Below are 26852 nucleotides of genomic sequence, written 5' to 3'. Positions count from 1 at the left end.
CGTTTCGCTTTAGCGGTCTTTAATACATCAGGGATAAACAATACGCCACTGATTCGGGGCAACCCTTTTCCAGTATGCGCTCTGTTATTTCCCCCTCTTTCAGGCTCTCAACGTCATCTTCATAGCGTGCTCTCGTGATCTCGTTCCCCTCGCGCTCGAAGTAAGCTTCTACCTCTTCATCGCTCAAAGATCTTCTTGATTCCTTGAAATTGCGCACAACTATTGCTCTGTACTCTTCATAGCTTATCACTCCGGCACCTCCTCATCTCTATATTTCATTGCCAAGTCGTATGCGTCTGCGCCGCCCGTTTTGATCCGGCCACTCGCGCGCTCTTTATACATTAAATTATACCGTTTGTTAATGCGTTTTCAAGATTCTCACGTCGCAAGCATGATGCCATTCACATTCCGCGCTCCTGCCAACCGTCGACCATTGTTGATTCCCTATACGATTTTTCCAATGATTACGAATTTGAGCCGTAAAAAAAGAGACGACAATGTCGTCTCTTTTTGTTTCACTTTACTTTATGCTTCAGCTGCCGCTTCTGCCGCTTGGTCAGCGCTTTCTTCGGCGCTTTCCTCAGCGATTTGCGGTTTGTCTTCCGCAAGACTGATGTTGCGATAGCGGGACATGCCCGTACCGGCCGGAATCAGTTTGCCGATGATGACGTTTTCTTTCAGACCGAGCAACGGATCGATTTTACCTTTGATCGCAGCTTCCGTGAGAACGCGTGTGGTTTCCTGGAAGGATGCGGCGGAAAGGAACGAATCGGTCGCAAGCGCGGCTTTGGTAATACCCAAGAGGATGTGTTTGCCGCTGGCTTCCTTCTTGCCTTCGGAACGTAAGCGTTTGTTCTCAAGTTCCAGCAGGTTGGCTTCGACGGTATCGCCCGGCAGCATATCGGTGTCACCGACGTCTTCCAATTTGATTTTATGGAGCATCTGACGCACGATGACTTCGATGTGCTTGTCGTTAATTTCAACACCTTGCGATTTGTATACTTTTTGTACTTCGTAGACGAGGTAACGCTGGGTTGCCTGGACACCGAGTACATGCAGAATGTCGTGCGGGTTGATCGAGCCTTCGGTCAGGCGGTCACCTTTGGTAATGGTGTCGCCGTCTTCGACCACGATTTTCAGGCCGTACGGAATGGTTTTGGACCATTCTTCGCCGCCGTCGGTAATGTGGATTTTTTGAATTTGTTTGTTTTCTTCGAGCGTTTCGATCTGTACGGTGCCGCCGATTTCCGCGATAATCGCGTAGCGTTTCGGTTTGCGCGCTTCGAAAAGTTCTTCAACACGCGGCAAACCTTGCGTGATATCTTCGTTCGACGCGACGCCGCCGGTGTGGAACGTACGCATCGTCAACTGCGTGCCCGGTTCACCGATGGACTGCGCCGCGATGATGCCGACGGCTTCACCGACTTCGACCATGCGGCCGGTACCGAGGTTGCGTCCGTAGCACTTGCGGCAGACGCCGTGACGGCACTGGCAAGTGAGGACCGAACGAATCTTGACGGTGTCATAATGTTTTTCAATTTCAGCGGCGGTTTCCTCGTCAATGAGTTCGTTTTTCGCGATGATAAGCTCATCGGTATCTTTATTGTAAAGATCTTCCGCGGTGATGCGGCCGGTGAGACGGTCGCGCAACGGTTCAATGACGCCGTCGCCTTCGACGATCGCTTCGACCTCGATGCCGTTGATTTCGTCCAAATGAACGACAACACGACGGGCATCGCTGGCGAGGATTTTTTCAATCATGCTTTCGGTGAGTTTCTCTCCTTTTTGGTAAAGAACTTCACCGGCAATGGTTTCCACATCTTCGACAAGTTCTTTGCCGAGCATGCGATCCACCATGTGCTTACGCAATTTTTTGCGCAGGTTGTCTTCGGGCTGACCCAAGGTGACAACGGTATTTTCACTGGATACGTGTTCGTGTTCTTCGGTGTTCGCGTACGAACCGCGCAAGACAATCTCCGGAATCAGATGTTCGCCGATCGCCTGCAAGTCTTTGGCGGTAAGTTTCGTACCTTCCGCAACGATCACGTCACCCGTTTCCGGATCGGTGACCGCCGTTTCGAGAACACGTCCGAGCAATTTATCCTGCATCGCGGCGATCGCTTCTTTGGCCGTAGCCGCGAGTCGACCGCGTTCGCGAATGAGATCGACGGAAACAATGTCGCAATCTTCTTCCCGCACGATAACATCCTGCGCGACGTCGACGAGACGACGGGTCAGGTAACCGGAGTCCGCCGTACGAAGAGCCGTATCGGCCAAACCTTTACGCGCGCCGTGCGACGATGTGAAGTAGTCCAAAACGGTCAAACCTTCACGGAAGTTCGCCTTGATCGGCAAGTCGATGATCCGACCGGACGGGTCGGCCATCAAGCCGCGCATGCCGGCGAGCTGACGGATCTGCTGTTCGTTACCGCGAGCACCGGATTGCGCCATCATGGTCAAGGGGTTGAATTTATCAAAGCCCTGCATCATTTCGCGCGTAACATCGCCGGTCGCTTCATTCCAAATGTCGATCGTTTTGCGATAGCGTTCATCGTCAGTAATCAAACCGCGCTTGAAGAGGCTGTTCACTTTTTCGACCTGCTGATCGGCTTTGGCGAGAATGGTTTCTTTCGTCGCCGGCACTTTGATGTCGGCGATGGCAATCGTCATGCCGGCTTTTCTTGCATAGTAGAAGCCGAGCGTCTTCACGCGGTCAAGAAGATCCGCGGTTTGCGTCATGCCGAAATGACGGAAGCAATTATTAATCAGACGGGCGAGCTCTTTCTTGTCCATGAGTACACCGAGCATCGTCTGTCCGTCTTCATTTTCGCGATAGTAACGCAATTCTTCCGGTAGCGCCATGTTGAAAATCAGGCGGCCGGCCGTAGTCAAGACACGACCGTGTTCCGGAATCCGTACGAAGATATAATGCTGCAAGTCGATGAAATGTTGGTCATACGCCATGACGACTTCATCGTAGTCGGCAAATGTGGGGATCGAGATCGCGTTTTTCCGCGCCTCTTCGTCCATCAAGCTGTATTCCGCCGCCGGCACGAGCATGCGCAACGCGCCTTGCTCATCTTTGTAATCTTCCGAGCGATCAATGGTCAGGTAGTACGCGCCGAGGACCATGTCCTGCGACGGTACCGCAACCGGTTTTCCGTCTTTCGTCGACAAAATATTGTTGACGGAAAGCATCAACGTACGCGCTTCGGCTTGCGCTTCGACCGACAACGGTAAGTGGCAGGCCATCTGGTCGCCGTCGAAGTCGGCGTTGTACGCCGCACAAACGAGCGGGTGCAATTTGATGGCGCGACCTTCCCAAAGGATCGGTTCGAACGCCTGGATACCCAAGCGGTGCAAGGTCGGCGCGCGGTTCAACAGAACCGGATGTTTGTGGATGACATCTTCAAGGACATCCCATACTTCCGGCGCAATTTTTTCGACTTTTTTCTTCGCATTTTTGATGTTGTTCGCCAAACCGCGAGCCACGAGTTCTTTCATGACAAACGGTTTGAAGAGTTCGAGCGCCATTTCCTTCGGCAGACCGCATTGGTGCATTTTGAGTTCCGGTCCGACAACGATAACGGAACGGCCGGAGTAGTCAACACGCTTACCCAACAAGTTCTGACGGAAACGGCCCTGTTTACCTTTCAGGAGATCGGAAAGTGATTTCAGCGCGCGGTTGCCCGGTCCGGTGACCGCGCGGCCGCGACGGCCGTTATCAATGAGCGCGTCGACAGCTTCCTGCAGCATGCGTTTTTCGTTGCGCACGATAATTTCCGGCGCATGCAGTTCCAATAAACGTTTCAAACGGTTGTTACGGTTGATGACGCGGCGATAGAGATCGTTCAAATCGCTGGTCGCGAACCGACCGCCGTCGAGCTGCACCATCGGGCGCAGTTCCGGCGGAATAACCGGCACGCAGTTCATAATCATCCATTCCGGACGGTTGCCGGATTTACGGAATGCTTCGACGACTTCCAAACGGCGGATCGCGCGCAAACGACGCTGGCCGCTCGCTTCCTGCATTTCCGCGCGCAGTTCTTTGCGCAGTTCTTCCAGGTCGATTTCCGCCAGCAACGTTTGGATCGCTTCCGCGCCCATCTTGGCGACAAACGAGTTGTAACCGTAGGTTTCGACCGCTTCCCGATATTCCGCTTCGTTCAGCAGTTCTTTTTTCTTAAGTCCGGTGTCTTTCGGATCCAACACGATGTAGGACACGAAGTACAGGACACGTTCCAACGAACGCGGCGAGACGTCAAGGATGAGTCCCATCCGGCTCGGAATTCCTTTGAAGTACCAAATGTGCGACACCGGGGTGGCCAATTCGATATGCCCCATGCGTTCGCGACGCACTTTGGCGCGGGTGACTTCGACCCCGCATTTATCACAGACGACGCCTTTATTACGGATCCGTTTATACTTTCCGCAATGGCATTCCCAGTCCTTGGTCGGACCGAAAATCCGTTCACAAAAGAGACCGTCTTTTTCCGGCTTCAGCGTCCGATAGTTAATCGTTTCCGGTTTGGTGACCTCACCATGCGACCAGGCACGAATCTTTTCGGGCGAAGCCAGTCCGATTTGCATCGAATCAAATTCGTTCACATCTAACAAATCTACCGCTCCCTTCACTATTCAGCGTCGTTACTATCAGTATCGGTGAAGAACGGTTCCGCGGCGGCGATATTTGCGGTATCAGCCTGCTGCGCCGTGTCTTCCACGCTCATTTCATTTTCTTCCGGTGCGTTATCCGCATCTTCCGCCTCCGCGGAAGTTCGGCTTTGCCCGCTGGCATCGGATTCCATGACTTCGCGCAGTTCATTTTCTTCCGCCTGCGGCAAGTCCTCTTCTTCGAGTTCACGGATGACGACTTCTTCGCCGTTTTCATTCAAAATACGAACGTCCAAGCCGATCGACTGGAGCTCTTTCAAGAGTACTTTGAACGATTCCGGAACACCCGGTTCGGGGATATTTTCCCCTTTGACGATTTTTTCGTACGCTTTCACACGGCCGATTACATCGTCGGATTTCACCGTCAGGATTTCCTGCAAGGTGTACGCCGCGCCGTACGCTTCCAGTGCCCACACTTCCATTTCACCGAAACGCTGGCCGCCGAACTGCGCTTTACCGCCCAACGGCTGTTGGGTGACGAGCGAGTACGGACCGGTCGAACGAGCGTGAATCTTATCGTCGACCAAGTGGTGCAACTTCAACATGTATTTGTAACCGACGGTGACGCGGTTGTCCATCTTTTCACCGGTACGGCCGTCGAACAGTTCCGTCTTGCCGTCTTCCGGCAAGTTGGCGAGTTTTAGCGTGTTAAATACGTCGACTTCGGACGCGCCGTCAAAGACCGGCGTCGCGATATGAATACCGGCGACATCCGGTTCGGGCATGCCGTATTTATCGACATCGTAACCGTATTCTTTCAAGCGACGCGGCAGATCCGGATCGTTGTTGCGAATTTCCATACCCAACGCCTGAACCGCGCGACCCAAATGGGTTTCCAAAACCTGACCGATGTTCATACGGCTCGGTACGCCGAGCGGATTCAGTACGATTTGAACCGGCGTTCCGTCCGGCATGAACGGCATATCTTCCTGGCGCATGACGCGGGAGACAACGCCCTTGTTACCATGGCGGCCCGCCATCTTATCGCCTTCGTGAATCTTACGTTTCTGCGCGATGTAGACGCGAACGAGTTTATTAACGCCCGGTTGCAGTTCGTCACCGTTTTCACGGGTGAATACGCGAACATCGACGATCTTGCCGGATTCGCCGTGCGGCACGCGCAAGCTGGTGTCGCGAACTTCTCGTTCTTTGTCACCGAAAATGGCGCGCAGCAAACGTTCTTCCGGCGTCTGTTCGGTTTCGCCTTTCGGCGTGACTTTACCGACCAGAACATCGCCCGGACGAACTTCCGCGCCGATCGAGATGATGCCTTCTTCATCCAAATATTTCAACGAATCTTCGCTGACATTCGGGAGCTGACGGGTAATTTCTTCCGCGCCGAGCTTCGTGTCGCGCGCATCACATTCGTATTCTTCAATGTGGATCGACGTGTAAATATCTTCCTTGCACAATTCTTCCGAGAGAAGAATCGCGTCTTCGTAGTTGTAGCCTTCCCACGGCATAAACGCAACGAGCACGTTGTAACCGAGCGCGAGTTCGCCGCCGTCGGTCGCCATACCGTCCGCCAGCGCGTCGCCCGCTTCCACGCGATCGCCCTTATAGACGAGCGGAATCTGGTTGATGCAGGTGCTCTGGTTGGAGCGCATGAATTTGATCAGATCGTAACGATCCAATTTGCCGTCATCGGTTTTGACGATGATTTCTTTCCCGGTGACGCGTTCTACCGTACCCGCGTGTTTGGCGAGTACGCATACGCCGGAGTCGCGGGCGGCGGTGTATTCCATGCCCGTGCCGACGAGCGGTGCCTGCGTACGCAACAGCGGTACCGCCTGACGTTGCATGTTCGCGCCCATCAAAGCACGGTTCGCGTCGTCGTTTTCAAGAAACGGGATCAAGGCTGTACCGACCGAAACCACCTGTTTCGGCGAAACGTCCATCAAATCCACGCGTTGCGGCGCGACTTCAATAACCTCGGATTGCAGACGGCTCGCGACATGCGCGTGTTCAAAGCGGTTATTTTCATCGAGCGGTTCGTTCGCCTGCGCCACGACGAGGTTTTCCTCGGCATCGGCGGTGACGTAACGCACTTCGCTCGTGACGGTGACATCATCGCCGTCGTGTTTAACCACGCGATACGGCGTTTCAATCAAACCGTATTTGTTGACTTTCGCAAAGTTCGCCAAGGACGAAATCAAACCGATGTTCGGACCTTCCGGCGTTTCGATCGGGCACATACGGCCATAGTGCGAATGGTGCACGTCGCGAACTTCAAAGCCCGCGCGTTCACGCGAAAGACCGCCCGGTCCCAATGCGGAAAGACGACGTTTATGCGTCAGTTCCGCCAGCGGATTCGTCTGGTCCATGAACTGCGACAATTGGCTCGAACCGAAAAATTCTTTCAGTGCCGCTGTGACCGGACGAATATTGATCAGCATCTGCGGCGTCAAATTATCGATATCCTGCGTCGCCATGCGTTCTTTAACAACACGTTCCATACGGGTCAAACCGATGCGGAACTGGTTCTGTAACAGTTCGCCGACGCAACGCAAGCGGCGGTTGCCTAAGTGGTCGATATCGTCCACACGACCGATATCTTCCATTAAATTCAATAAATAGGAAATATTGGCGATCATATCCGCCGGTTCGACGGTACGCAACGTGTCCGGGAGGTTCGCGTTATTGCAGACGATTTTAACTTCGTGTCGGCCGTCGCCTTCGCCCTTCAGGACATAGATTTCCTGCAGCCCCGGAATGCGTTTCTGCGCGAACGTTTTTTCTACACGGCGCGCCGGCAGTACGCCTTCAATAATGGCCTCAATATCGTTAGCGGGCATGCGTTTGAACATGCCGCTGTCTTTAATGGCTTTCAGCTCTTTCTTGCCGACTTTCGTGCCTTCTTCCAAGAGCACTTCACCGGTATTGGTGTCCACGAGAGCTTCCGCCAGCTTCTTGCCTTCGAGCTGCCGCGCCCAGTCGGATCCGGCATCGGCGAACATTTCGGATGCCGCGATCTGTTCCAGTTCCTTGTTACCGATCACGGTGCCTTCGGGCAGAACTACTTTACCCGTGTACGGATGAACCAACGGGCGCGCCAATGTCTGGCCGAACAGACGTCCCTGCCAGCCTAATTTTTTACCTAATTTATAACGTCCGATATGCGCCAAATCGTAACGGCGCGGATCGAAGAACAGGTTGTTGAACATCGAAGTAGCGCTGTCGATGGACGGCGGTTCACCCGGACGCAATTTCTTATATATTTCAATTAATGCTTCTTCCTGCGAACGCGTCGGATCTTTTTTCAATGTTTCCGCGATGCGCGGATCGTCACCGAAAAGATCCATGATTTCATCGTTCGTTTCGAAGCCCAGCGCGCGTACGAGAACCGTTGCCGGCAACTTGCGGTTGCGGTCGATGCGGACGTGCACGATATCGTTGGCATCGCTTTCGAGTTCAATCCAGGCGCCGCGGTTCGGAATCACCGTGGAGCTGAACAGCGATTTACCCATTTGATCAATCGTGCCGCTGTAATATACGCCCGGCGAACGCACCAACTGGCTGACGATAACGCGTTCCGCGCCATTGATGACAAAGGTACCGGTATCGGTCATTACCGGGAAGTCGCCCATAAATACTTCCGTTTCGGCGAGCTCGCCCGTTTCGGCATTTTCCAGACGAACTTTCACGCGCAACGGCGCGGCGAATGTCGCGTCACGTTCCTTGCATTCAGCGATATCGTATTTCGGCTCACCGAATTTGTAATCATCAAAATAAAGCTTTAATTTACCGTCTTGATTATTGCCCCGTTCATTGCTTTCAATCGGAGAAATATCTTCAAAAATTTCCCGCAGTCCTTCTTCCTGAAACCACAGGTAGGAATTTCGCTGTAAATCGAGCAAGTGCGGCATTTGCAAGACCTCATTGATCTTGGCATAGGTGTACCGTTTCCGCGTGCCCATATTTACCGGTTTGAACATGCACTTGTCACCCTTTCTGATATTGGCGTTATCGTGTCGTCTCGGCTATTCACGTGTCGTTTTCGAAAAATGACAATAAAAGCAAGGTTCCTTTTTGAACCTTGCTTTTGCATTTTTTGTACTGCGTCTCTCCTCTATCAGTCTCCACGATCATAATGACACTACTGCAATTAGTAATTTTATCATTGATTACAGAAAATGTCAATCAAAAGACGTAATACTCCATATTCAACTTTCGTAAGTGATTGTACCGCAATTTTCAAAGCCTGGCAAGTTAATTCCATTTTTTGCATGCACATGGTGCGTCCATTCTTTAGCGGCAAGAAAAAAGCCGTCACCGAGGTGACGGCTGAAGGGAAGCTCTTTATTGTTGGCCCGCGGTCAAAGTGGTCAGATTTTCACGCTGCAACTTAATGTAATCGTAGCCCGCTTTTTCCTGCGCGGCAGTCAAACCCTCAATCGGATTCAACACGCGTACGACGGCGCCGGTTTCCGCGGCGATCGCGTCCGCCAAACGCGGATTGACGAGTTCTTCGCTGTAAATCGTGCGCACGTCATGTTCACGGATGAATTCGACCAGTTGCGCCATGCGATCCGGCGTCGGTTCCGCATCCGCGTCGACACCCATGATGCCGATTTGCGTTAAACCGTAGCGCGCGGCCAAGTAGCCGAACGCCTCGTGCGAAACGACGAGATTTTTATTCGCGAGCGACGAGAGCGCCGCATCCATATCCTTGTCGAGCGCCGCCAATTCGTCTTGGTATTTTTTCGCATTGGCACGATATGCGTCAGCATGCGCCGGATCGGCTTTTGCCAACGCGTCGGCAACGACAGCCGCTTCTTTCATGACGTTTTGCGGATCCAACCACACGTGCGGATCCACGCCGCCGTGATGGTGGTGATGATGGCCTTCCGCATGATGATCTTCGTCATGATGATCTTCGTCATGATGGTCGGCGTCATGATCATGATCGTGGTCGTGATCGTCATCGTCCTGCAGTTTCAACAGGTCCAAGCCCTGACTCAGCTCCACGACCGTCGCGTCACGCGTAATTTCCTTCTTCAAAATCTGATCGGTCGGTTCCAAACCCGCGCCGTTGTAGAAAAAGACTTTCGCCTGACCGATTTTCTTCAAATCGCTCGCGGTCGGTTCCCAATCGTGCGGCTCCGCTCCCGGCGGTACCAAAAGCGTGACATCGGCCCGATCCCCCGCCACTTTTTTCACCACGTCGTACACGGGATACACGGTCGTTACCACCTGCAGTTTTCCCTGATTTTCCTGCGGGGTCTGACCGCAACCGACAAGCGCCAGCACAGCCGCGCACAAACTCAATACCCAAACTAATTTCTTCACATTTCCACATCCTTTCTATTTCCCGATTATAACGATTTCGCAAACGCCGTCAATTTCGCACTGTACCACAGAACAGTCGTTCAGATATTCCGCCGGCAGTAACGGCAAGGCGCGTCGCCTTTTTGCTCATCTTGCGTTCATGATATTTTTATATTTACACTTCACGAACCACGCTGTGCAGCCTGAATTTGATGTTATTGCGGTGCATTTTATTATTTTTATATAAAATTGCCTGTCTAATCATTTTACCTGATTATTCTATTTGTTTGACGAAGCTGTGACAATCTGCTATATTAATGACAATTTAAAAATTTCAAGGAGGTCATAACATGAAAAAATGGTACAGTTTAGCCGGTGTCGGTGTCATGGCATGTGCGCTTGTAATCGCCGGTTGCGGCAGCGATAAACAGTCGGAAAAAGCGGCGGCTCCCGCACCGTCCGTCACGATTAAGGTGGGCGCCACCCCGGTACCGCATGCGGAAATTCTGAACAATGTCAAAGACGTGCTTGCGAAAGAGGGAATCAAACTTGAAGTCGTTGAATTCACCGATTACGTACAGCCGAATCTCGCGCTGAACGATAAAGAACTCGACGCGAACTTCTACCAGCACCAGCCGTACTTGGACAATTTCAACTCGGAACACAATTTGAAATTAGTTTCCGCAGGTGCGGTTCATCTTGAACCGATGGGCGTGTACTCGAGCAAGTTGAAAGATTTGAGTGGTTTGCCGGACGGCGCGAAAGTAGCGATTCCGAACGACCCGACTAACGGCGGACGCGCGTTGCTTCTGCTGAAAGCGGCCGGCTTGATCGACCTGCAGAAAAACGCGGGCATCACGGCGACAGTAGCAGACATCATCGCCAATCCGAAAGGTTTGGTATTTTCGGAACTGGAAGCCGCGCAATTGCCGCGCGCGATCAATGATGTCGACATTGCCGTTATCAATACGAACTACGCGATTGACGCGGGCATGAACCCGACCTCCGACGCGCTCTATCTCGAATCTAAAGATTCCCCGTACGCCAACATCGTTGTCATTCGTGACGGCGATCAGAAACGTCCGGAAATCGAAAAACTGATGAAAGCGCTGCAAAGCGAATCGACCAAAAAATTTATCTCGGATAAATTTAAAGGTGCCATCATCCCCGCTTTCTAAGCACACCAAAAGACCTGCCGCGGCAGGTCTTTTTTATTGTCCGAATATTTCCCAACGAGCCAAAATTCGCGCGGCATCCCGGAAGTTTCAACAATACGCATATGTTTTTATGCGATCTCTCGACACATGCAAACGCCATAAGCGTAACGACTATTCTTTCTCCGCCAGCGCACACTGCAACGCCTGGCGCACAAGTTCCCACTCCGCTCGGGCACACGCTCGTTCACCCGCCTGATCGGCCGCGCTCGCCGCCTGCAAGTGAACCACTGCCGTCGCCAAAATCGGTGTCAACCGTTTATCTTCGGTAAAATCCTGCGGGTCAATATTGCGCAAGCGAGGCTCGGCAAGAATACGGTCAATGTACCAAAGCGCTTTTTGCAGGTCAAGACGATACGTGTCGGGTGATTTTTTGCCGGCACGGCTGATATACGCCAGCGCGTCACCGGCATGGTGATCCAGTCCCCACGCTTCAATGGCTTCGACCGTTTCATAACGACCGTCTGTGTAGTAGGCCGGACTTTGCACCGGATCATGCGGTTTTTGTTTCATATTTTCACCTCATATGTGGTCAGAAAAAGTTTTCTTTATTGTACATCAATATATTATTTTATACATATGTATATACACAAATACATATACACAAATACAAAAGCCGCTCTCATCGTAATGAGAGCGGCTTTTTATGATTCATATTTCTCTGCTCAACCGCGCGCCGCCGCAAATTTCTCCATGTACGTGCGCGCTTTTGCGAAATCGGCTTCATTCGGATGACCGGCGCTTTCTTCCACGGAACGGCGCATTTGTTCCGGCGTATGGTAGGAATTCGGCTTGGCGTGTTTTCGCATCGCTTCAATCAGTTTCGGATCGATCGCGCCGCGAAACGCCAGCGCGCCCGAGACGCGACAGTTATCCGCCAACAGATCCGCCGCTTTTTGCAGCGACGTTTGCGCATGCTCGGATGTCGGGTCGGCGCCGAGCGTGGCAAATAATACGACCTCCGTATTTTGCAACGATGCTAAATAATCCCGCGCCTGCGCATTGGGCATTCCTTTATCCACCCAAAAGCCGACGAACACCGCGTCAAATTCCGCCGGATCGACGCCTTCGCGTATTTCCGCGAGACGACTGCCCTTCGGCGCCGCTTCATAAAACGCTTCGGCCATGCGGCGAGTGTTGCCTGTACGGCTTGAATATACAATCAGATATTTCGACATGCTCTTTCTCCTCCTCTTTCTGCCGCGAGTCGGTTATCCGGCGCAATGATCGCCTGACGCAGAGCTTGCGGCTGTTTCCTCAATGCTTAAAACGACATCGGATTATCCGCAGCCAAATTATTTTTCGCGTCTTTGTCGTCCGATGCAAAAGCTGCCGCGTCGTACGCCAAGTAATGAAACGCCCATTTCAAAAAGCGCGACATCGCTTTGTACGCATATCGGCCGGCCGCCGTGTAGACGTAGGCATCGCCGCGCCTCGTGACCAGTCCGTTAGTTTCCCAAGATTGCAAAATCGGCGTGAGAAAAAGTGACATGGGTAAATCGGTTTCTTCGTCCAAACGTTGCGGTATGATCACACCGCGATCCGCCGCCGATGTCAGGCGCCGCAACGCCGCGTCTTCCGTACCAACGAGACTCCCTGCCATCGGCCGATATCCTTGCGCAACCGCCGCGCGATACATGGGCGGCACAATCGGTTTCATAAAGCGGACGCGTCCCAAGCGACCGCCGCATGCCATGCCAAAAGCCACCATGTCGTGGCCGGCAAAGACCAATGTATTGTACAGGCTGCGCTCACTTTTGCGAGTACGCCAATGTGAACAGGAAATCGGCTCGGCGACCGCTTCCAACTCTTCCGTGGCGGCGCGGAACAACTCCTGCAATTTATCTTGATCCTGCGTCCAGTTATTTCTTTTATATTGCTGCCCTAAAATCGATTTCGGCAAAATTTGCAATTTGTACAGATCCAAGCCGGCAATCCCGCACTCCATCGCATCGCGCACATCTTCACGAATGCTCGCGACTGTCTGTCCCGGAAGCCCGTAAATCAAATCAATGACAATATCCGCTCGCCCCGCCGCGACGTATTCGCTCAGGCGGCGCTTGGCGCTTTCCCGCGTATCGCGACGGCCGATACGTTGGCGCACGTCGGTCGTAAACGCCTGCACACCGAAACTGAAGCGATTAATCCCGCTCGTGACCGCAGCGTGATATTTTTCCATATTCAAATCATCTAAACTTGATTCAAAAGTGATTTCCGCCGTCGGAGCTATGGTAAACGCCTTGTGCAACGCTCCCATGATCGCTTGGATCTGTTCCGACTGCAATACGCCGGGTGTGCCGCCACCAAAGAAAATCGCCGCCACGTTCGCCGTGCGCGCGAATTCCGTTTGTCCGATGTAAGCGATTTCCTGCAAGAGCAGCGCCACATATTCTTCCACCTGTCGCTCCTGATAATGCTGCTTGGAAAACGCGCAATACGTGCATTGTAGTGTGCAAAAGGGAATATGCAGGTACAACGCGATCGGTCGTGCGGACGCAGGCCGATCCAAATAATCTTTCAATCTCGCCTGCAACGCATCCGGGTCCAACCGCACCTGCTGTGCCAATGCGGGTATGTCCCGCCATGCGATATCCCAGGGCGCACGTCGCCACTGCGCTCCCGCCGCGACAAAAAGCGGTTCGTTTCGCAAGGATTCCCAACGGACCCTCCATTGCTCTCGCGTAACCGTCATCATTGGCGCTCCTCACCGGAATTCGCATGACCGCCGACGATATCCGCCATGTACCGAACTGCTTGCGGATACTCAATACCGGGATTGCTTGTGAAAAGTTCCTGCGGCAGCCGGTAGACGCGACCGTTTCGCACCGCCCGCAACGTCGCCCACGCGGGTTGATCCAAAAGCGCCTTGTCAAAAATGCCGTCCGATTCTCCGCGTCGGGCCATCGACCGCAATAAAATCACGTCGGGATCCGCCGCCGCCAAAGCCTCCAAACTGAACGGCGCCAAACGCGCGGATTCCGTTTGACCGCGACCGGCAAACACATCCGTGAAGCCGAGCCGACGCGCGACGTCGGAAGCGATACTCGTTTCATAGTCCAGCGTCACCGCCTGCGATGTACCGAATAAAATCGCTACCCGCACGGGTTCGCGCGGCGCCTTGGCGATTTCCTGCTGCATTCTCCGCGCCAGTTCCTGTTGCACTGCGGCGGCTCGTTCATTATTCCCGCTCACCGCTCCGCACAAACGAATCGCCTCGCACACATCATCATAATTTGTCAAATTCAGCAAATATACCGGAATATGATTCGCCTCCAGCACCTGCGCCAATTTACCGTGCAGTTTGCCGTATCCGATCACCAGATCCGGATTCGCCGCGACAATTGCCTCCGCATTCGGATGCGCCAAATGGCCGACTTTCGGTTTATCTTTCGCCCTCTCCGTAACGCGATCATTACCGGTTTCCGCCCAGGCGACGTAATCGCCGCCTACCGCCTCCATAATTCCCAGCATTGACGGCGACAACAATACAATCCGCTCCGGCTTTTTAGTCAACGTAACCGTTTGTCCGCGCACGTCCGTTCCTTGGAAAAACACATGCTCTTGCGTTTTTTTCGTTGCCGTATCCTGCCCGCAACCGACGAGCAACGCCGCCGCGAGAACAAACAGCAGCCAGCCTTGCCACCAATGTCTATGCACGCAATCATCCTTTCCATGGTAAGTATGAATATTAAAAATTCCCTTGCAGCGTGTCCCGCCCTATGTAAAGAAAAGAGGAGAAGATTCTCCTCCTTTTCTTGCACAGTTAAAACTTGTATTCCAAACCGAGTGCCCACTCGCGACCATACAAGCCAAGATTTTTATCGTACTTGTCGCCAATGTTTTCGACTTTGCCCCACAAACGCAGATCCGGATTGAATTGACGGGTAACGGTCAGATTCCAAAGTTGATAACTTTTCTTTTCTGTCGCCGCCTGTTTCGGGGCCGGCTCCACTAAGTAGTTGTGTTCATATTGCAACGACAACGCCGCGGACCAACCTGTATCCTGATGGTCATCGTAGCGCAGCTGCCAAGCTTGTGAAAGTTCGGAACGACGCGGTAAATCCTTATTTGCCGTCGTATCTTTCGCATCCAGCCAGGTGGAAACCACTTGCGCGGAAAGGGTATCACTGAAACGATAGCCGAGCGTATTTTCCACGCCTTTAATACGGGCTTTTTTCACATTGTTATATCGGTAGAGCTCATGTCCGTTGTTATCCTTGCCCACTTTCGAGCTATCAATCAGGTCATCCACCTTGTTGTCGAAGTAGGTCAGCGAGCCGTAGCCGCGATCCCATTCACCTTCGACGCCCAAGTCCCAGCCGGTCGATGTTTCCGGCTTGAGATCCGGGTTACCCAGGAGATGCACCCACTTCGGTCCCATTCTGCGATCCATATCATAGAAGAGCTGCATGAGCGACGGCGCGCGGAAACCTTTGCCGTAGTTCGCTTTGATGCGGAAATTGTCACGCGCGTTATATGTCACGCCGAGCTTCGGCGAAACATGACCGCCGAAATATTCATTGTGATCGTAACGCAACGCCGGCACGATAAACCATTTGTCAGCGCGAATTTCATCCTGCACATACATCGCGTACGTGGCCAACGAACGTTCCGACGCCACTTTATCCATACCGTTTTGCGAAACATTGTGTTGCTTTTCACCGGCGATACCCAAATTCGTGCCTCTGACTTTAGCGTCGGTATACGTTACGCCGTAGGTAAGTCGCTGATTGTCGGTAAGCTGCGTGGAGTTTTTGCCCTCCAACGTCCACTCGCGATTCGTATTGTCGTTGAAGTCGTATGCATTTTGTTTGCGTACCACAGCGTCATACGCTCGTTTTTCCAGAGGCTTCGACCCAGGTACCGTTTTAATAACTTTGGGGTCGGTTGCGTCTTCCCAGTCAAAACGGCTCATGTACGCGCTGACTTCCCAATCATTAACCGCCGTAGTACGTTGCCAACGCAAACCATACGTTTGCTGTTCAGATTTGCTGTCTCTTCCTCCCTCGATCTGCGCCATGCCGGTTAAAGGACCTCTTTCCGTCATAACCCGCAAAGGCCTCAACTCGGGATTCTGCGCGTCACTGGATAATTTCTCATGGTAATAATCCGCCGTAAACGTCAGCTTATTCGCATCGGCAAAATAGTAGTCGAGAGCGAGATTGTACGTCTGATCATTACCGAAATATTCCGACCATTGTTCGCCTTCGATCGTGTCCCGATCGGTATGACGGAGACGCGCTCCTACAGTAGCGGCCAGTTTCCCTTGCCGCCCGGTATCGTAATGAACCCACTGCGTATGGCCCGTGGATGCGTATTCGCCGCTGATCGAGCCGCTTGGCGAAGTCGATTTTTTCGTAATGATATTGATCACGCCGCCCATCGCGTCCGATCCGTACAACGCGCTCGACGGTCCGCGGAGGATTTCAATTCGTTCCACCTGTTGCAAATTGATTCGCTCCATGGCGCGCGCGGTGCCCAAGCTGGCGCTCGAAGACTCGTTCGCAGGTTTACGACCGTCAACTAAAATCAACGATTTGTTCGTATCCATGCCGCGAATCATTACATCATGGCCGCCATGAGCGATCCGTGTTTGCATGATATTGGTAAAATACGAAAGCGCTTCGCGAATATTCGTCGCGCCGCTTTGGCGGATATTCTCGCCATCAATCACCTGCGTCGCCGCCGGTACTTCTTTCGTCGTATTTTGCGTGCGTGTAGCCGTGACAACGATATCACCGATGTCATATACCGGTGCATCTGCCGCCACCGCAGTCATGCATCCCAAACAACACATTGCCAAAAGCGCAGCCTGTCGGCGTGCTAATTTATTCATTATTTCCCTCCGTTAATTAATTTAAAACTATTTGATATCAGTTCTCATTGTAATATATTTCTTCATCAGTGTAAACTATATTATTTTTTAAAAAAACTATTCAATATCATCGAATATTATCTGAAAATTTTTGTATCTGTATTTTCATCTGTACTAAAATAAAAAACTCCCCGCAAAAAACGGGGAGTCATTTTTTGTGTGGAGCCGGCAATAGGACTTGAACCTGCGTGTGCATTGCGTGGCGCCGTTCTAAAGTAAAATAAAAACTCCCCGCAAAAAAACGGGGAGCTATATTTCATCTGGAGCTGGCAATACGACTTGATCCTACGTGTCCATTGCGTGGCGCCGTTCTAAAGTAAAATAAAAACTCCCCACTTAAAGCGGAGAGTTCATTTTACTATGGAGCCGGCAATACGACTTGATCCTGCGTGTGCATTGCGTTGTGTCGCTCTAGTTTTGAAATAAAAAACTCCCCAAACGGAGAGTTATGTTTTGTGTGGAGCCGGCAATAGGACTTGAACCGACGTGTGCATTGCGTCGCGCCGCTCTAAAGTGAAATAAAAACCCTCCAAAAAGTCTCGGAGAGTTTGGTTTGCTATGGAGCCGGCAATAGGACTTGATCCTACGTGTGCATTGCGTCGCGCCGCTCTAAAATAAAAACTCCCCGTAAAATCTCGGGGAGTGCTCTTTTTATATGGAGCCGGCAATAGGACTTGAACCTACGACCTACGCATTACGAATGCGCCGCTCTACCAACTGAGCTATGCCGGCATCGACTTGATTAGTATAGACGATAGCAGCTTCTTTTGTCAATAGATGACAAGTATTTGGTCAATGGTATTTTTATTTATTGTTATAATGGTTCCTGCACGCTTTTACGACGATAAATTTTACTGTATACATAATTCATGCGCATTACGGTTGCAACCTGCGTTTGATAATGATACAATGATGGCAATTAAAAAGTTGGCAACGAAAACTTAACATTTCGTACCTTGGGGTATCGAGTCGGCAATGGCGTCGGCGTGCTCAGTGAGCCGTTGAACGCAGCTCGGAGCGTAAGCTCCTTTTTTTATTGCCGAAACCCCACAAACCAAGAGAGGATGATCAAAATGAAGTTTTCCAAAATGACGACATTGATGATGGCCGCCGGTCTTTCCGCGGTAGTCGCGTTAGCCGGTTGCGGCGGTTCGGGCGGTGCCAAACAGCAATATTTGAATATCGGCACGGGCGGCACGGCAGGTACTTACTACCCGCTGGGCGGTGCGATGGCGGAGTTATTCAATAAAAATATCGCCAATGTCAATGCGTCCGCGCAAAGCACCGGGGCCTCTGTCGCCAACGTCAATATGCTCAAAGACGGCTCGCTGGATTTGGCGCTGATCCAAAACGATATCGCCTACTATGCGGCGAACGGCCTGGAAATGTTTGACGGCAAAAAAGTTGACAACCTGCGCGGCATAGCGACGCTGTATCCGGAAACGGTACAGATCGTAGCGTTGGAAAAATCCGGCATCAAATCGATAAATGATTTGCGCGGCAAACGCGTAGCGGTCGGCGCGGCAGGTTCCGGCACGGAAGCGAACGCGCGGCAAATTTTGAACGCCGCAGGCATTGAATACAGCGATATCCAAGTGCAATACCTCTCGTTCGGTGAAGCGGCCGGCGCGCTCAAAGACGGTAATGTCGATGTCGCATTCGTCACGGCCGGTTTCCCGACAGCCGCCATCCAGGATTTGGCGGTATCGAATCAGATTTCCCTTATTTCACTTGATGCGGCGGTGGCCGACCAGCTCTTGCAAAAATATCCGTACTATACTAAGATTTCCATTCCGGCAGGTACGTATAATGGCGTAGCCGGCGATACGCTGGCCGTCTCGGTACGCGCGATGATCGCGACAACAAGTAAACTCTCCGATGAAATGGGCTACAACGTTACCAAAGCCATTTACACGAATCTCGACAAGATGGCCGCGGCCCACGCGGTCGGCAAGATGATTACCAAAGACGCCGCGCAGGACGGCATGTCGATTCCGATGAACGCCGGGGCGGAAAAATTCTTTAAGGAGAAATAATTGCAACGCTTACTCATCAAGCGACCGTTCTACCTATTGGCATTGTTGAGCTTTGCTTTGGTGGTGACGATCGCTTGGTGGTCGATGCGGCCGGCGATTTTTCTGACGGCGGGCGACGAATGGCATGACTTGGGTCATGCGTACAGCGGACGCTCCGTCGTTATTCATTATCGGCATTCGGTCCAGCAGACCCACGTCTGGGAATATTTGACGGTAAATGATACCGCGGACGGTTTTATTTTGCGGGCAACCAAGTACAAATCCTACGACGTGGGTTTGCCTTTTTTGCCGAGTGAAGGTAATTTTCGAAGCGACGGCGAGTATTTTTATTTGGATGATATTAACCGGGTTCTGCCCCGCCCGCTGACGTTACGGACGGGTTTGGGGACGGAACTTACCGTTACGTTGCAAACGACGTACGCGCTGTATCAACGACATGCGCCGGGCACATTGGTGACATTGTCCGTCACCCCGCGCTGGCGCAGCTACTATGAGCATTTCAACCATTGGTTAGGAGGTGAGAGAAATGGCAGAAGAACGTAAGGTTCGTTCAAAACAAGATGACGCCGTGTCGCAAGAGGCGGTCATGGCGCTGGAAAAAGAAAATCGCGTGGCGCAATATCGCGGTCACATCGCAAAACTCATTTCTTTCATCGCGATCTGTTTTTCTCTGTTTCAATTATATACAGGTATTTTCGGTGTACTTGACGCGCAATTACAACGCGCGGTGCATTTAGGTTTCGGATTGGTGCTGGTGTTTCTCTTATATCCGACGCGCAAGACCTGGCTGAATCGCACCAGCATTCATCCGCTGGACGCGTTTTTAGCGCTGCTCGCGGCAAGCGGTCCTTTGTACATCATCACGCAGTATCATGATTTAGTATTGCGAGCGGGCAATTTCAATACGCTGGACATGGCGGTCGGCTCAATCGGCGTGCTGCTCGTCATTGAAGCGGCGCGGCGCGTGGTCGGCATCCCGATGGTGTCGGTGGTGCTGTTTTTCATCGCCTACGCCTTTGCCGGTCCGTATATCCCCGGCATTTTAGGACATCGCGGCGTGAACTGGGACCAACTCGTCGGCCATTTGTATTTTACGACCGAAGGTATTTTCGGGATTCCGTTGGGCGTTTCGAGTACTTTTATTTTTCTCTTTATTTTGTTCGGCGCCTATTTGGAGTCGACGGGGCTCGGTCACTTCTTTATTGATTTGGCGAATGCCGTCGCCGGCTGGGCGCGCGGCGGTCCGGCGAAAGTCGCCGTGCTGTCGAGCGGCTTGATGGGCACGGTATCGGGCTCGTCCGTCGCCAACGTCGCCGGAACCGGTTCATTTACGATCCCGATGATGAAAAAACTCGGCTACCACCGCGACTTCGCCGGCGCGGTCGAGGCAGCCGCTTCCACCGGCGGGCAGTTGATGCCGCCGATCATGGGCGCGGCGGCGTTCCTGATGGCGGAATTTGTCGGCGTACCGTACATGGAAGTCGTCAAAGCGGCGACAATCCCGGCGATTTTATACTTCCTCGGTATTTGGCTCGGCGTTCATTTCGAAGCGCGGCGGGAAAATCTGCAAGGCTTGCCGCGGGAAAGTCTGCCGAAATTCGGCGTGATCTTCCGTGAGCGTGGTCACTTGGCATTACCGCTGGTCGTTATCATCGGTCTTTTGGTCAGCGGCTATACGCCGATGCGCGCCGCGTTGATCGGTATTTTCCTGACGGTCGCGGCGGCGATGCTCCGCAAAAACACGCGGCTCTCATTCATTGAAGTTGTGCAGGGTCTGATCGACGGCGCGCGCAACATGCTTTCCGTGCTCGCGGCGTGCGCGGCGGCAGGTATTATCATCGGCGTGGTCACCAAAACCGGTATCGGTTTGAAGATGGCCTCCGCCTTGATCGATCTCTCGGGCGGCGTTTTCCTCGCCGTGCTTTTCTTCACGATGCTGACTTCACTCGTCTTGGGCATGGGTGTCCCGACGACGGCGAACTACGTCATTACTTCGACGATTGCCGCGCCGGCGCTGGTACAACTCGGCGTACCGGTACTCGCGGCGCATATGTTCGTCTTTTACTTCGGCATTGTCGCCGACGTGACGCCTCCGGTCGCGCTGGCCGCGTACGCGGGTTCGGCGATTGCGGGCGGTAACGCGTTGCGCACCGGCGTGCAGGCTTCGAAGCTCGCGATCGCCGCGTTCCTGATTCCGTATATTTTCGTCAACTCACCCGCGATGTTGATGATTGATACGACGATTCCTAAAATTCTCATGGTGCTGCTCACTTCCATCATCGGCATGGTCGCGATCAGCTCCGCGATGATCGGTCACTTCGTCGTCAAAGAGAAAGCATGGGAACGCATTCTCTTCATAATCGGCGGTCTGTGCATGATCGATACGGGGGCAACGACCGACATCATCGGCATCGTTCTCCTCGCCGCTCTGTTCTTCCTGCAATGGCAACGCGGTCGCAAACAGGTAAATGCCTAAAATAAACAAAAAAAGACGCTCGCTCGAGCGTCTTTTTTTGTTGCCGAAAAATCAGGCGGTGCACAGTGTCTGAAGTGTTTTTTTGACGAGTCGCGACAACTCGCTTCGGAGTATGTTTTGCTTACGCGGCAGTGCTCATTGCCCGCGCCGGCTCGGTTTTTGCGCCGCGGCATGCCCGCGCGTTACAGTAGACATGCGCAAAAAACAAGAGGCCTCGGAAATGAGACAACATGGAAACTTCATATCTGACCGCGAACGACATCGACCTGATGACCGCGGCGCAAGACGGCGATGCGATCGCCGCGACCGTATTGTACCGCCGCTACCTGCCGCTTATCCACGCGACGGCGCGAACCTTTTTCACGCGCGATCGCGATGAATTGCTCGCCGTCATTCGCTTCGCTTTTTGGGAAGCCGTCGGCCGCTACGATAAAAGTCGCGGCGTGCCGGTGGCGGGATATTTGAAAACGCAGCTGCGTTACGCCGCCTGGAATGCCTGCGCGAAACACGCCCGCACGGATCAACGGGCAAACGGCGGTGACACGGACACTTTGCCGCTTTCCGCACCGCCGCGCGAACAACCGGACGTGACGTACGACAGAAAAGAACTCTATCGCGCGTTGCACGCCGCGCTCCTCACCTTGCCGCAACGTCAGCGCCGCGTGATTTACGGTGTATTCTTTCGACAACAAACGCGCGGCGAACTCGCGCGGGAACTTCATTGCACACCGCAAGCGATCAGCGCGCTCAAACGTCGGGCGCTTGACGCGTTGCGTCGAAAACTCGCCGCGTACGCGCCGGACAAGCCATAAAAAAACGGCCTTGCGGCCGTTTTTTTATTCATTTTTCAGTGACTGTAAGCCTTCCTGCCACGTCACTTGCGGCCGCCAACCCCAAAGCGCGCGGGCGCGATCGGCCGCCAAAACGGAACGGCGAATATCGCCTTCGCGCGGTCCTTCGATCGCGATCGGCGCGTCGGAGCCGAAAACGTCGCAAATTTTTTCATAGATATCGAGAATATAAATTTCTTCTCCCGAACCGATGTTGACCGGCTCATTCGCCGGCTTTTCCTGCGCCATGACGTTCGCCCGCACCACGTCAGCGACATGCACGTAATCGCGCGAGCAACCGCGCGGCATATCGGGATACGTAAAGAGCACGGAAGGACGATCGGCGTGCACATTATTCACGAAGATCGGAATCACGCCGCATTCACCGTCGGGAATCTGCCGCGGTCCGTACACATTCGCGTAACGTAAAATCGTGTATTCGTAGCCGTATTTTTCCTGATAATTCGCCAAATACTGCTCGCCCGCGTACTTGTGAATGGCGTACGGAGAAATCAACTGCGGCGGGTCGATTTCCTGCGATTTTTCATCGCCTTCGATGATTTTGGAAAGCGCGCCGCCGGATGAGACGTAAATGATATTTTTCACGCCGTATTCCCCCGCCGCCAGCAACACGTTCAGCCAGCCGCGGCCGTTGATATCGAGATCATGAAGAGGATCCGTGACGGAATCGGCCACGGACTTTTGCGCCGCGTGATGGTTCACCACGTCGGGACGCACTTCGGCGAATATCTCGCGCAAGTTTTCACGATCGCGAATATCCGCATGATAAATCGTGACATTCGGCGCGTCTTTGATGGCCGCGAGGTTTTCCATCGTGCCGGATGAAAAATCATCGACAATCGCCACCCGCCAACCTTTTCGCGTATATGTTTCGGCGATATGCGACCCGATGAAGCCCGCACCGCCGGTCAATAAAATAGTAGACATATTTCCTCCTTCGCGTTGCTTTTATTATCCGCAAAAGCGCGGACCGTGTCAAACGGAAACCGATTCTTTCGCCGAAAAAATCCCATAAATATTTTTGCGCATTGACGCGTTACGCATAACTTGCTACCATACGAATAGAACATATGTTCGGTTTGTTTGGGAAAGGATTTCGTGATTGATTTGTCCATTTTTGATTCTATGAATGTGCCGCTTTCGGAACGGCCGGAGGCCATCGCCGCGGCGTGTCCCGTCTATACCGACGCCGGTGACTGCGTGCGCGTATATTATCCTGACGGCGCCGAGGAAGATCTCGCCGTCACGCTGCCGACGTGGCTACGCCGCATGACCAAACGGCAGGCCACCAGTCCGCGATTATTGCGCGGCGTATTTCAAAAACGCGCGTTGTACCGTCCGCTCGTGCTGCCGCCGACGGTGCTCGTGCCGCTGAAAGTGCGCCGCCCGAAATGTCCGCGCGATGCGACGATCGGTTACATCAATGTGCTTTGCGTGAAGCAAGTGGAAAACGGCGCTTGCGCCCATGAAGCGTCCGTACTGCTGCACGGCGGCGCGCACTTGACGGTGTATTGGCAGCCCGCGACGGTGCGGCGCCACTTGGAAGAAGCGCTGGCGTTTTTACCGCAACCGGCCGCCCATCCGCTCTACCCCGTCGCCTTGCGTCTGGCCGAAGCGTTGCAGATTTTGTGTCGCCCGCAGGAAAAAGCGGAGCCGCCGCATTTTCCGCACTAAAAAAGACTGTCCGCGGACAGTCTTTTTTATTTACGCGAGCGGCAATGTCGCTTTCTCGGCGCGTTCCGCCTGGATCTTTTCGTACACGGCGAGCAACTTGGCGGCGCCTTCGAGTTGCCGCGCCACGCGCGCCGGCGCTGTACCGCCGTGCGTATCGCGCGCGGCGATGCACGCTTCGATCGAAATCGCGTCCAAAATATCCTCATCGAACGCCGGACTCCATGTTTTGAATTCCGAAAGCGTCAGATCGGTTAATACTTTATTGTTTTCAATGCAATAATGCACCGCCTTGCCCACGATCGCGTGCGCTTCACGGAACGGCACGCCGCGTTTGGCAAGGTAATCCGCCATGTCGGTCGCGTTGGAAAAATCGTCGTCCAGCACGGCTCGCATCCGTTCCCGATTGACTTTCATGGAACGCAGCATATCGGCGTAAACCCGCAGCGCGAAACCGAGGGTCGCGACCGTGTCAAACACGCCTTCCTTATCTTCCTGCAAATCTTTATTGTACGCGAGCGGCAAGCCTTTCATGACCGTCGCCAGCGCAATGAAATGACCGTAAACACGGCCGGTTTTACCACGCACGAGCTCACTCACGTCCGGATTTTTCTTTTGCGGCATGATGGACGAGCCGGTGGTAAACGCGTCGGAAAGTTCAATGAAACGATACTCGGACGACGCCCACAAGATGATTTCCTCCGAAAGGCGCGACAAATGCATCATGGCGATTGAGGCCATGGCGAGATATTCAAGCAAATAGTCGCGATCGCTGACCGCGTCCATGCTGTTGGCGTAGAGCGCTTTGAAACCGAGCGCGTCGCGGACCATTTCCGGCTGTGTCGGATACGTCGTGCCGGCGAGCGCGCCCGCACCGAGCGGCATGATATCCGCGCTCTGCCAGCAACCTTCGAGCCGACGGAAATCGCGCGCCAGCATATGGAAGTACGCCATGAGATGTTGCGCGAGTAAAATGGGTTGCGCCCTTTGCAAATGCGTGTACCCCGGCAAGATGACATCTTGGTAATCTGTCGCGACCTCTTTGAGCGTCTTCAGGAGCGCCAGCAGCGCCTCACCCGTTTCCACAATCGCGCGCCGCATGTATAAATGCATATCGAGCGCGACCTGATCGTTACGGCTGCGTGCGGTGTGCAAGCGTTTGCCCGCATCGCCGATCGCCTCCGTCAGCGCGCTTTCGATATTCATGTGAATATCTTCCAGACCGATCGAAAAAGTGAATTCGCCGTTTTCAATCGATGTTAAAATTTTCAACAGGCCGTCTTTGATTTGCGCCGCGTCGTCTTCACTGATGATCCCGTTCGCGGCAAGCATTTGCGCATGCGCGATCGAGCCTGCGATATCTTCGCGGTACAATTTTTTATCAAATGGAATCGAAGCGGTAAACGCTTCTACCTCCAGTGCCGTTTCTTCCTGAAAGCGGCCGCCCCACAGTTTCATTTTTGCTCCTTCTGCTGCATCAGCGCGCGGATTTTGAGCGGCAAGCCGAACAGGTTGATGAAACCTTCCGCATCCGCCTGATTGTACACTTCGTCCGCGCCGAACGTGACGAATTCTTCATTGTAGAGGGAGTACGGCGATTTCGCGCCGTTGCTCATGATATTGCCCTTGTACAATTTCAAGCCGACTTCGCCCGTCACGGTTTTCTGCGTTTCCGTCACGAATGCCTGCAAGGCTTCGCGCAGCGGTGAATACCACATGCCGTCGTACACGAGTTCCGCATAGCGCACGTCCGCCTGTTCTTTGAAATGGTAGGTCGCGCGATCGAGGCAGAGGTATTCCAACTCGCGATGCGCGTAGAACAAAATCGCGCCGCCCGGATTTTCATATACGCCGCGCGACTTCATACCGACGAGACGATTTTCGACGATATCCGCGATGCCGATACCGTTGGCCGCGCCGATTTTATTTAACTCGGTGATCATTTCGACCGCCGAAAGTTCTTTGCCGTTCAGCGTTTTCGGCACGCCTTCCACAAAGCCCAGCGTGATTTCCGTCACTTCGTCCGGCGCTTTGGTCGGATCGCAAGTCACCATGTACATATCATCATGCGGCGCGTTCGCCGGATTTTCCAAATCGGCGCCTTCATGCGATAAATGCCAAATGTTCCAGTCCATGCTGTACGGGTACGGCTGTTTCGGTTTCGCCGGATCGTCGCTCGCGTACATGTTGATCGGCACCTGATGTTGTTCCGCGTAAGCGATCGCGTCTTCCCGCGACTTGATATCCCACAAACGCCACGGCGCGATAATGGTGAGATTCGGCGCGAGCGCTTTCACCGTCAGTTCGAACCGCACCTGGTCATTGCCTTTGCCCGTCGCGCCGTGCGCCACCGCGTCGGCGCCTTCCTGTTTGGCGATATCGACCAGCGCTTTGGCGATGATCGGCCGCGCGAAGGAAGTGCCGAGCAGGTATTTGCCTTCGTACACCGCGCCCGCTTGCAGCACCTTCCATACGTACTCTTCCAAAAATTCCTGACGCAGATCCAAAACAAACGCTTTCGACGCACCGCTTTTCAGCGCCTTTTTTTCAATGGCGTCAAAATTTTCCGGCTGGCCGAGATTGGCGCAGACCGCGATGACTTCGCATTGGTAATTTTCTTTCAACCAGGGAATGATCACCGATGTATCCAACCCGCCCGAATAGGCAAGCACTACTTTTTTTACGTCTGACATAGAACTTCCTCCTTTGGTTTGCGGTAAGAGCATTTGAAATATTGTTATAATTATACGTCACCATGAATAATATTTCAACCTTTTTATATTTGTC

Annotated in this window: 18 protein-coding genes and 1 tRNA gene; 6 read left to right on the top strand and 13 right to left on the bottom strand. The window is 53.1% G+C overall.

Translation table 11 applies throughout. The features are described from left to right. Nucleotides 1–19: 19 nt before the first annotated feature. From HNR45_RS02350 to HNR45_RS02335, 4 genes are all read right to left on the bottom strand, one after another. The gene (locus tag HNR45_RS02350) at nucleotides 20–250 is read right to left on the bottom strand and encodes a hypothetical protein (RefSeq protein ID WP_159823118.1); all 231 of its coding nucleotides are present in this window, start codon (nucleotides 248–250) and stop codon (nucleotides 20–22) included. A 275-nt stretch (nucleotides 251–525) separates the two neighbouring features. Then, nucleotides 526–4617, bottom strand: a complete 4092-nt coding sequence (gene rpoC / locus HNR45_RS02345; protein ID WP_159823119.1) for a DNA-directed RNA polymerase subunit beta' — start codon at nucleotides 4615–4617, stop codon at nucleotides 526–528. A 17-nt stretch (nucleotides 4618–4634) separates the two neighbouring features. Then, nucleotides 4635–8609 carry a DNA-directed RNA polymerase subunit beta gene (rpoB, locus tag HNR45_RS02340; RefSeq protein ID WP_159823120.1) on the bottom strand — a complete coding sequence of 1325 codons (3975 nt, stop codon included), beginning with the start codon at nucleotides 8607–8609 and terminating at the stop codon, nucleotides 4635–4637. Nucleotides 8610–8973: 364 nt separating this feature from the next. Continuing rightward, on the bottom strand, nucleotides 8974–9963 hold the full coding sequence (locus HNR45_RS02335) for a metal ABC transporter substrate-binding protein (RefSeq protein ID WP_159823121.1): 990 nt from the start codon (nucleotides 9961–9963) through the stop codon (nucleotides 8974–8976). A 329-nt stretch (nucleotides 9964–10292) separates the two neighbouring features. Here HNR45_RS02335 and HNR45_RS02330 point away from each other — a divergent pair, with 329 nt between their 5' ends. Continuing rightward, on the top strand, nucleotides 10293–11120 hold the full coding sequence (locus HNR45_RS02330) for a MetQ/NlpA family ABC transporter substrate-binding protein (RefSeq protein ID WP_024048291.1): 828 nt from the start codon (nucleotides 10293–10295) through the stop codon (nucleotides 11118–11120). A gap of 150 nt (nucleotides 11121–11270) precedes the next feature. Here HNR45_RS02330 and HNR45_RS02325 read toward each other — a convergent pair whose 3' ends face one another. The 6 genes from HNR45_RS02325 to HNR45_RS02300 form a co-directional block, all read right to left on the bottom strand. Next, on the bottom strand, nucleotides 11271–11669 hold the full coding sequence (locus HNR45_RS02325) for a DUF3310 domain-containing protein (RefSeq protein WP_024048214.1): 399 nt from the start codon (nucleotides 11667–11669) through the stop codon (nucleotides 11271–11273). A gap of 152 nt (nucleotides 11670–11821) precedes the next feature. Next, nucleotides 11822–12334, bottom strand: a complete 513-nt coding sequence (locus tag HNR45_RS02320) for a flavodoxin family protein (RefSeq protein ID WP_024048215.1) — start codon at nucleotides 12332–12334, stop codon at nucleotides 11822–11824. An 86-nt stretch (nucleotides 12335–12420) separates the two neighbouring features. After that, a complete protein-coding gene (locus HNR45_RS02315; protein WP_024048216.1) occupies nucleotides 12421–13851 on the bottom strand; it encodes a radical SAM protein in 1431 nt (476 codons plus the stop codon). After that, nucleotides 13848–14813, bottom strand: coding sequence for an ABC transporter substrate-binding protein (locus tag HNR45_RS02310; RefSeq protein WP_159823122.1), 966 nt, complete (start codon nucleotides 14811–14813; stop codon nucleotides 13848–13850). Before HNR45_RS02310 ends, HNR45_RS02315 begins: the two co-directional genes overlap by 4 nt. Before the next feature lie 106 nt (nucleotides 14814–14919). Beyond that, nucleotides 14920–16992, bottom strand: a complete 2073-nt coding sequence (locus HNR45_RS02305; RefSeq protein WP_024049150.1) for a TonB-dependent receptor plug domain-containing protein — start codon at nucleotides 16990–16992, stop codon at nucleotides 14920–14922. 695 nt (nucleotides 16993–17687) lie between these two features. Then, nucleotides 17688–17763, bottom strand: a tRNA-Thr gene (locus HNR45_RS02300). Nucleotides 17764–18104: 341 nt separating this feature from the next. Between HNR45_RS02300 and HNR45_RS02295 the strand changes: the two genes are divergently transcribed. The 4 genes from HNR45_RS02295 (at nucleotide 18105) to HNR45_RS02280 (ending at nucleotide 22355) form a co-directional block, all read left to right on the top strand. Continuing rightward, complete coding sequence (locus HNR45_RS02295) at nucleotides 18105–19067, top strand: TAXI family TRAP transporter solute-binding subunit (protein ID WP_159823123.1); 963 nt, start codon at nucleotides 18105–18107, stop codon at nucleotides 19065–19067. Continuing rightward, nucleotides 19068–19610: a DUF1850 domain-containing protein gene (locus HNR45_RS02290; protein WP_159823124.1), complete on the top strand. Its 543-nt coding sequence runs from the start codon at nucleotides 19068–19070 to the stop codon at nucleotides 19608–19610. Next, nucleotides 19594–21543 carry a TRAP transporter permease gene (locus HNR45_RS02285; RefSeq protein WP_159823125.1) on the top strand — a complete coding sequence of 650 codons (1950 nt, stop codon included), beginning with the start codon at nucleotides 19594–19596 and terminating at the stop codon, nucleotides 21541–21543. Before HNR45_RS02290 ends, HNR45_RS02285 begins: the two co-directional genes overlap by 17 nt. 230 nt (nucleotides 21544–21773) lie before the next feature. Next, nucleotides 21774–22355, top strand: coding sequence for an RNA polymerase sigma factor (locus HNR45_RS02280; RefSeq protein ID WP_159823126.1), 582 nt, complete (start codon nucleotides 21774–21776; stop codon nucleotides 22353–22355). 24 nt (nucleotides 22356–22379) lie between these two features. Here the strand turns inward: HNR45_RS02280 and HNR45_RS02275 are convergent, their stop codons facing one another. Next, nucleotides 22380–23321, bottom strand: a complete 942-nt coding sequence (locus HNR45_RS02275; protein WP_159823127.1) for an SDR family NAD(P)-dependent oxidoreductase — start codon at nucleotides 23319–23321, stop codon at nucleotides 22380–22382. Nucleotides 23322–23492: 171 nt separating this feature from the next. Here HNR45_RS02275 and HNR45_RS02270 point away from each other — a divergent pair, with 171 nt between their 5' ends. Beyond that, nucleotides 23493–24068: a hypothetical protein gene (locus HNR45_RS02270; protein ID WP_159823128.1), complete on the top strand. Its 576-nt coding sequence runs from the start codon at nucleotides 23493–23495 to the stop codon at nucleotides 24066–24068. A 30-nt stretch (nucleotides 24069–24098) separates the two neighbouring features. On the opposite strand, the gene argH is transcribed toward HNR45_RS02270, so the two are convergent. Beyond that, a complete protein-coding gene (gene argH, locus HNR45_RS02265; protein ID WP_159823129.1) occupies nucleotides 24099–25523 on the bottom strand; it encodes an argininosuccinate lyase in 1425 nt (474 codons plus the stop codon). Continuing rightward, nucleotides 25520–26758: an argininosuccinate synthase gene (locus tag HNR45_RS02260; RefSeq protein ID WP_159823130.1), complete on the bottom strand. Its 1239-nt coding sequence runs from the start codon at nucleotides 26756–26758 to the stop codon at nucleotides 25520–25522. The genes argH and HNR45_RS02260 overlap by 4 nt, the downstream gene beginning before the upstream one ends. Nucleotides 26759–26852: the final 94 nt, after the last annotated feature.

Origin of the sequence: Negativicoccus succinicivorans (assembly GCF_014207605.1) — a bacterium.
Taxonomy (GTDB): domain Bacteria; phylum Bacillota; class Negativicutes; order Veillonellales; family Negativicoccaceae; genus Negativicoccus; species Negativicoccus succinicivorans.
The sequence above is the reverse complement of the archived record's forward strand: the minus strand, read 5'-3'. Positions and strand labels throughout refer to the sequence as shown.

Bases quoted from the DNA above. Each gene is read 5' to 3' on its own strand.
- argH (WP_159823129.1), bottom strand. From the start codon at position 25,523: ATGAAACTGTGGGGCGGCCGCTTTCAGGAAGAAACGGCACTGGAGGTA.
- HNR45_RS02305 (WP_024049150.1), bottom strand. From the start codon at position 16,992: ATGAATAAATTAGCACGCCGACAGGCTGCGCTTTTGGCAATGTGTTGT.
- HNR45_RS02325 (WP_024048214.1), bottom strand. From the start codon at position 11,669: ATGAAACAAAAACCGCATGATCCGGTGCAAAGTCCGGCCTACTACACA.
- HNR45_RS02295 (WP_159823123.1), top strand. From the start codon at position 18,105: ATGAAGTTTTCCAAAATGACGACATTGATGATGGCCGCCGGTCTTTCC.
- HNR45_RS02280 (WP_159823126.1), top strand. From the start codon at position 21,774: ATGGAAACTTCATATCTGACCGCGAACGACATCGACCTGATGACCGCG.
- HNR45_RS02285 (WP_159823125.1), top strand. From the start codon at position 19,594: ATGGCAGAAGAACGTAAGGTTCGTTCAAAACAAGATGACGCCGTGTCG.
- HNR45_RS02275 (WP_159823127.1), bottom strand. From the start codon at position 23,321: ATGTCTACTATTTTATTGACCGGCGGTGCGGGCTTCATCGGGTCGCAT.
- HNR45_RS02315 (WP_024048216.1), bottom strand. From the start codon at position 13,851: ATGATGACGGTTACGCGAGAGCAATGGAGGGTCCGTTGGGAATCCTTG.
- HNR45_RS02330 (WP_024048291.1), top strand. From the start codon at position 10,293: ATGAAAAAATGGTACAGTTTAGCCGGTGTCGGTGTCATGGCATGTGCG.
- HNR45_RS02260 (WP_159823130.1), bottom strand. From the start codon at position 26,758: ATGTCAGACGTAAAAAAAGTAGTGCTTGCCTATTCGGGCGGGTTGGAT.
- HNR45_RS02320 (WP_024048215.1), bottom strand. From the start codon at position 12,334: ATGTCGAAATATCTGATTGTATATTCAAGCCGTACAGGCAACACTCGC.
- rpoB (WP_159823120.1), bottom strand. From the start codon at position 8,609: ATGTTCAAACCGGTAAATATGGGCACGCGGAAACGGTACACCTATGCC.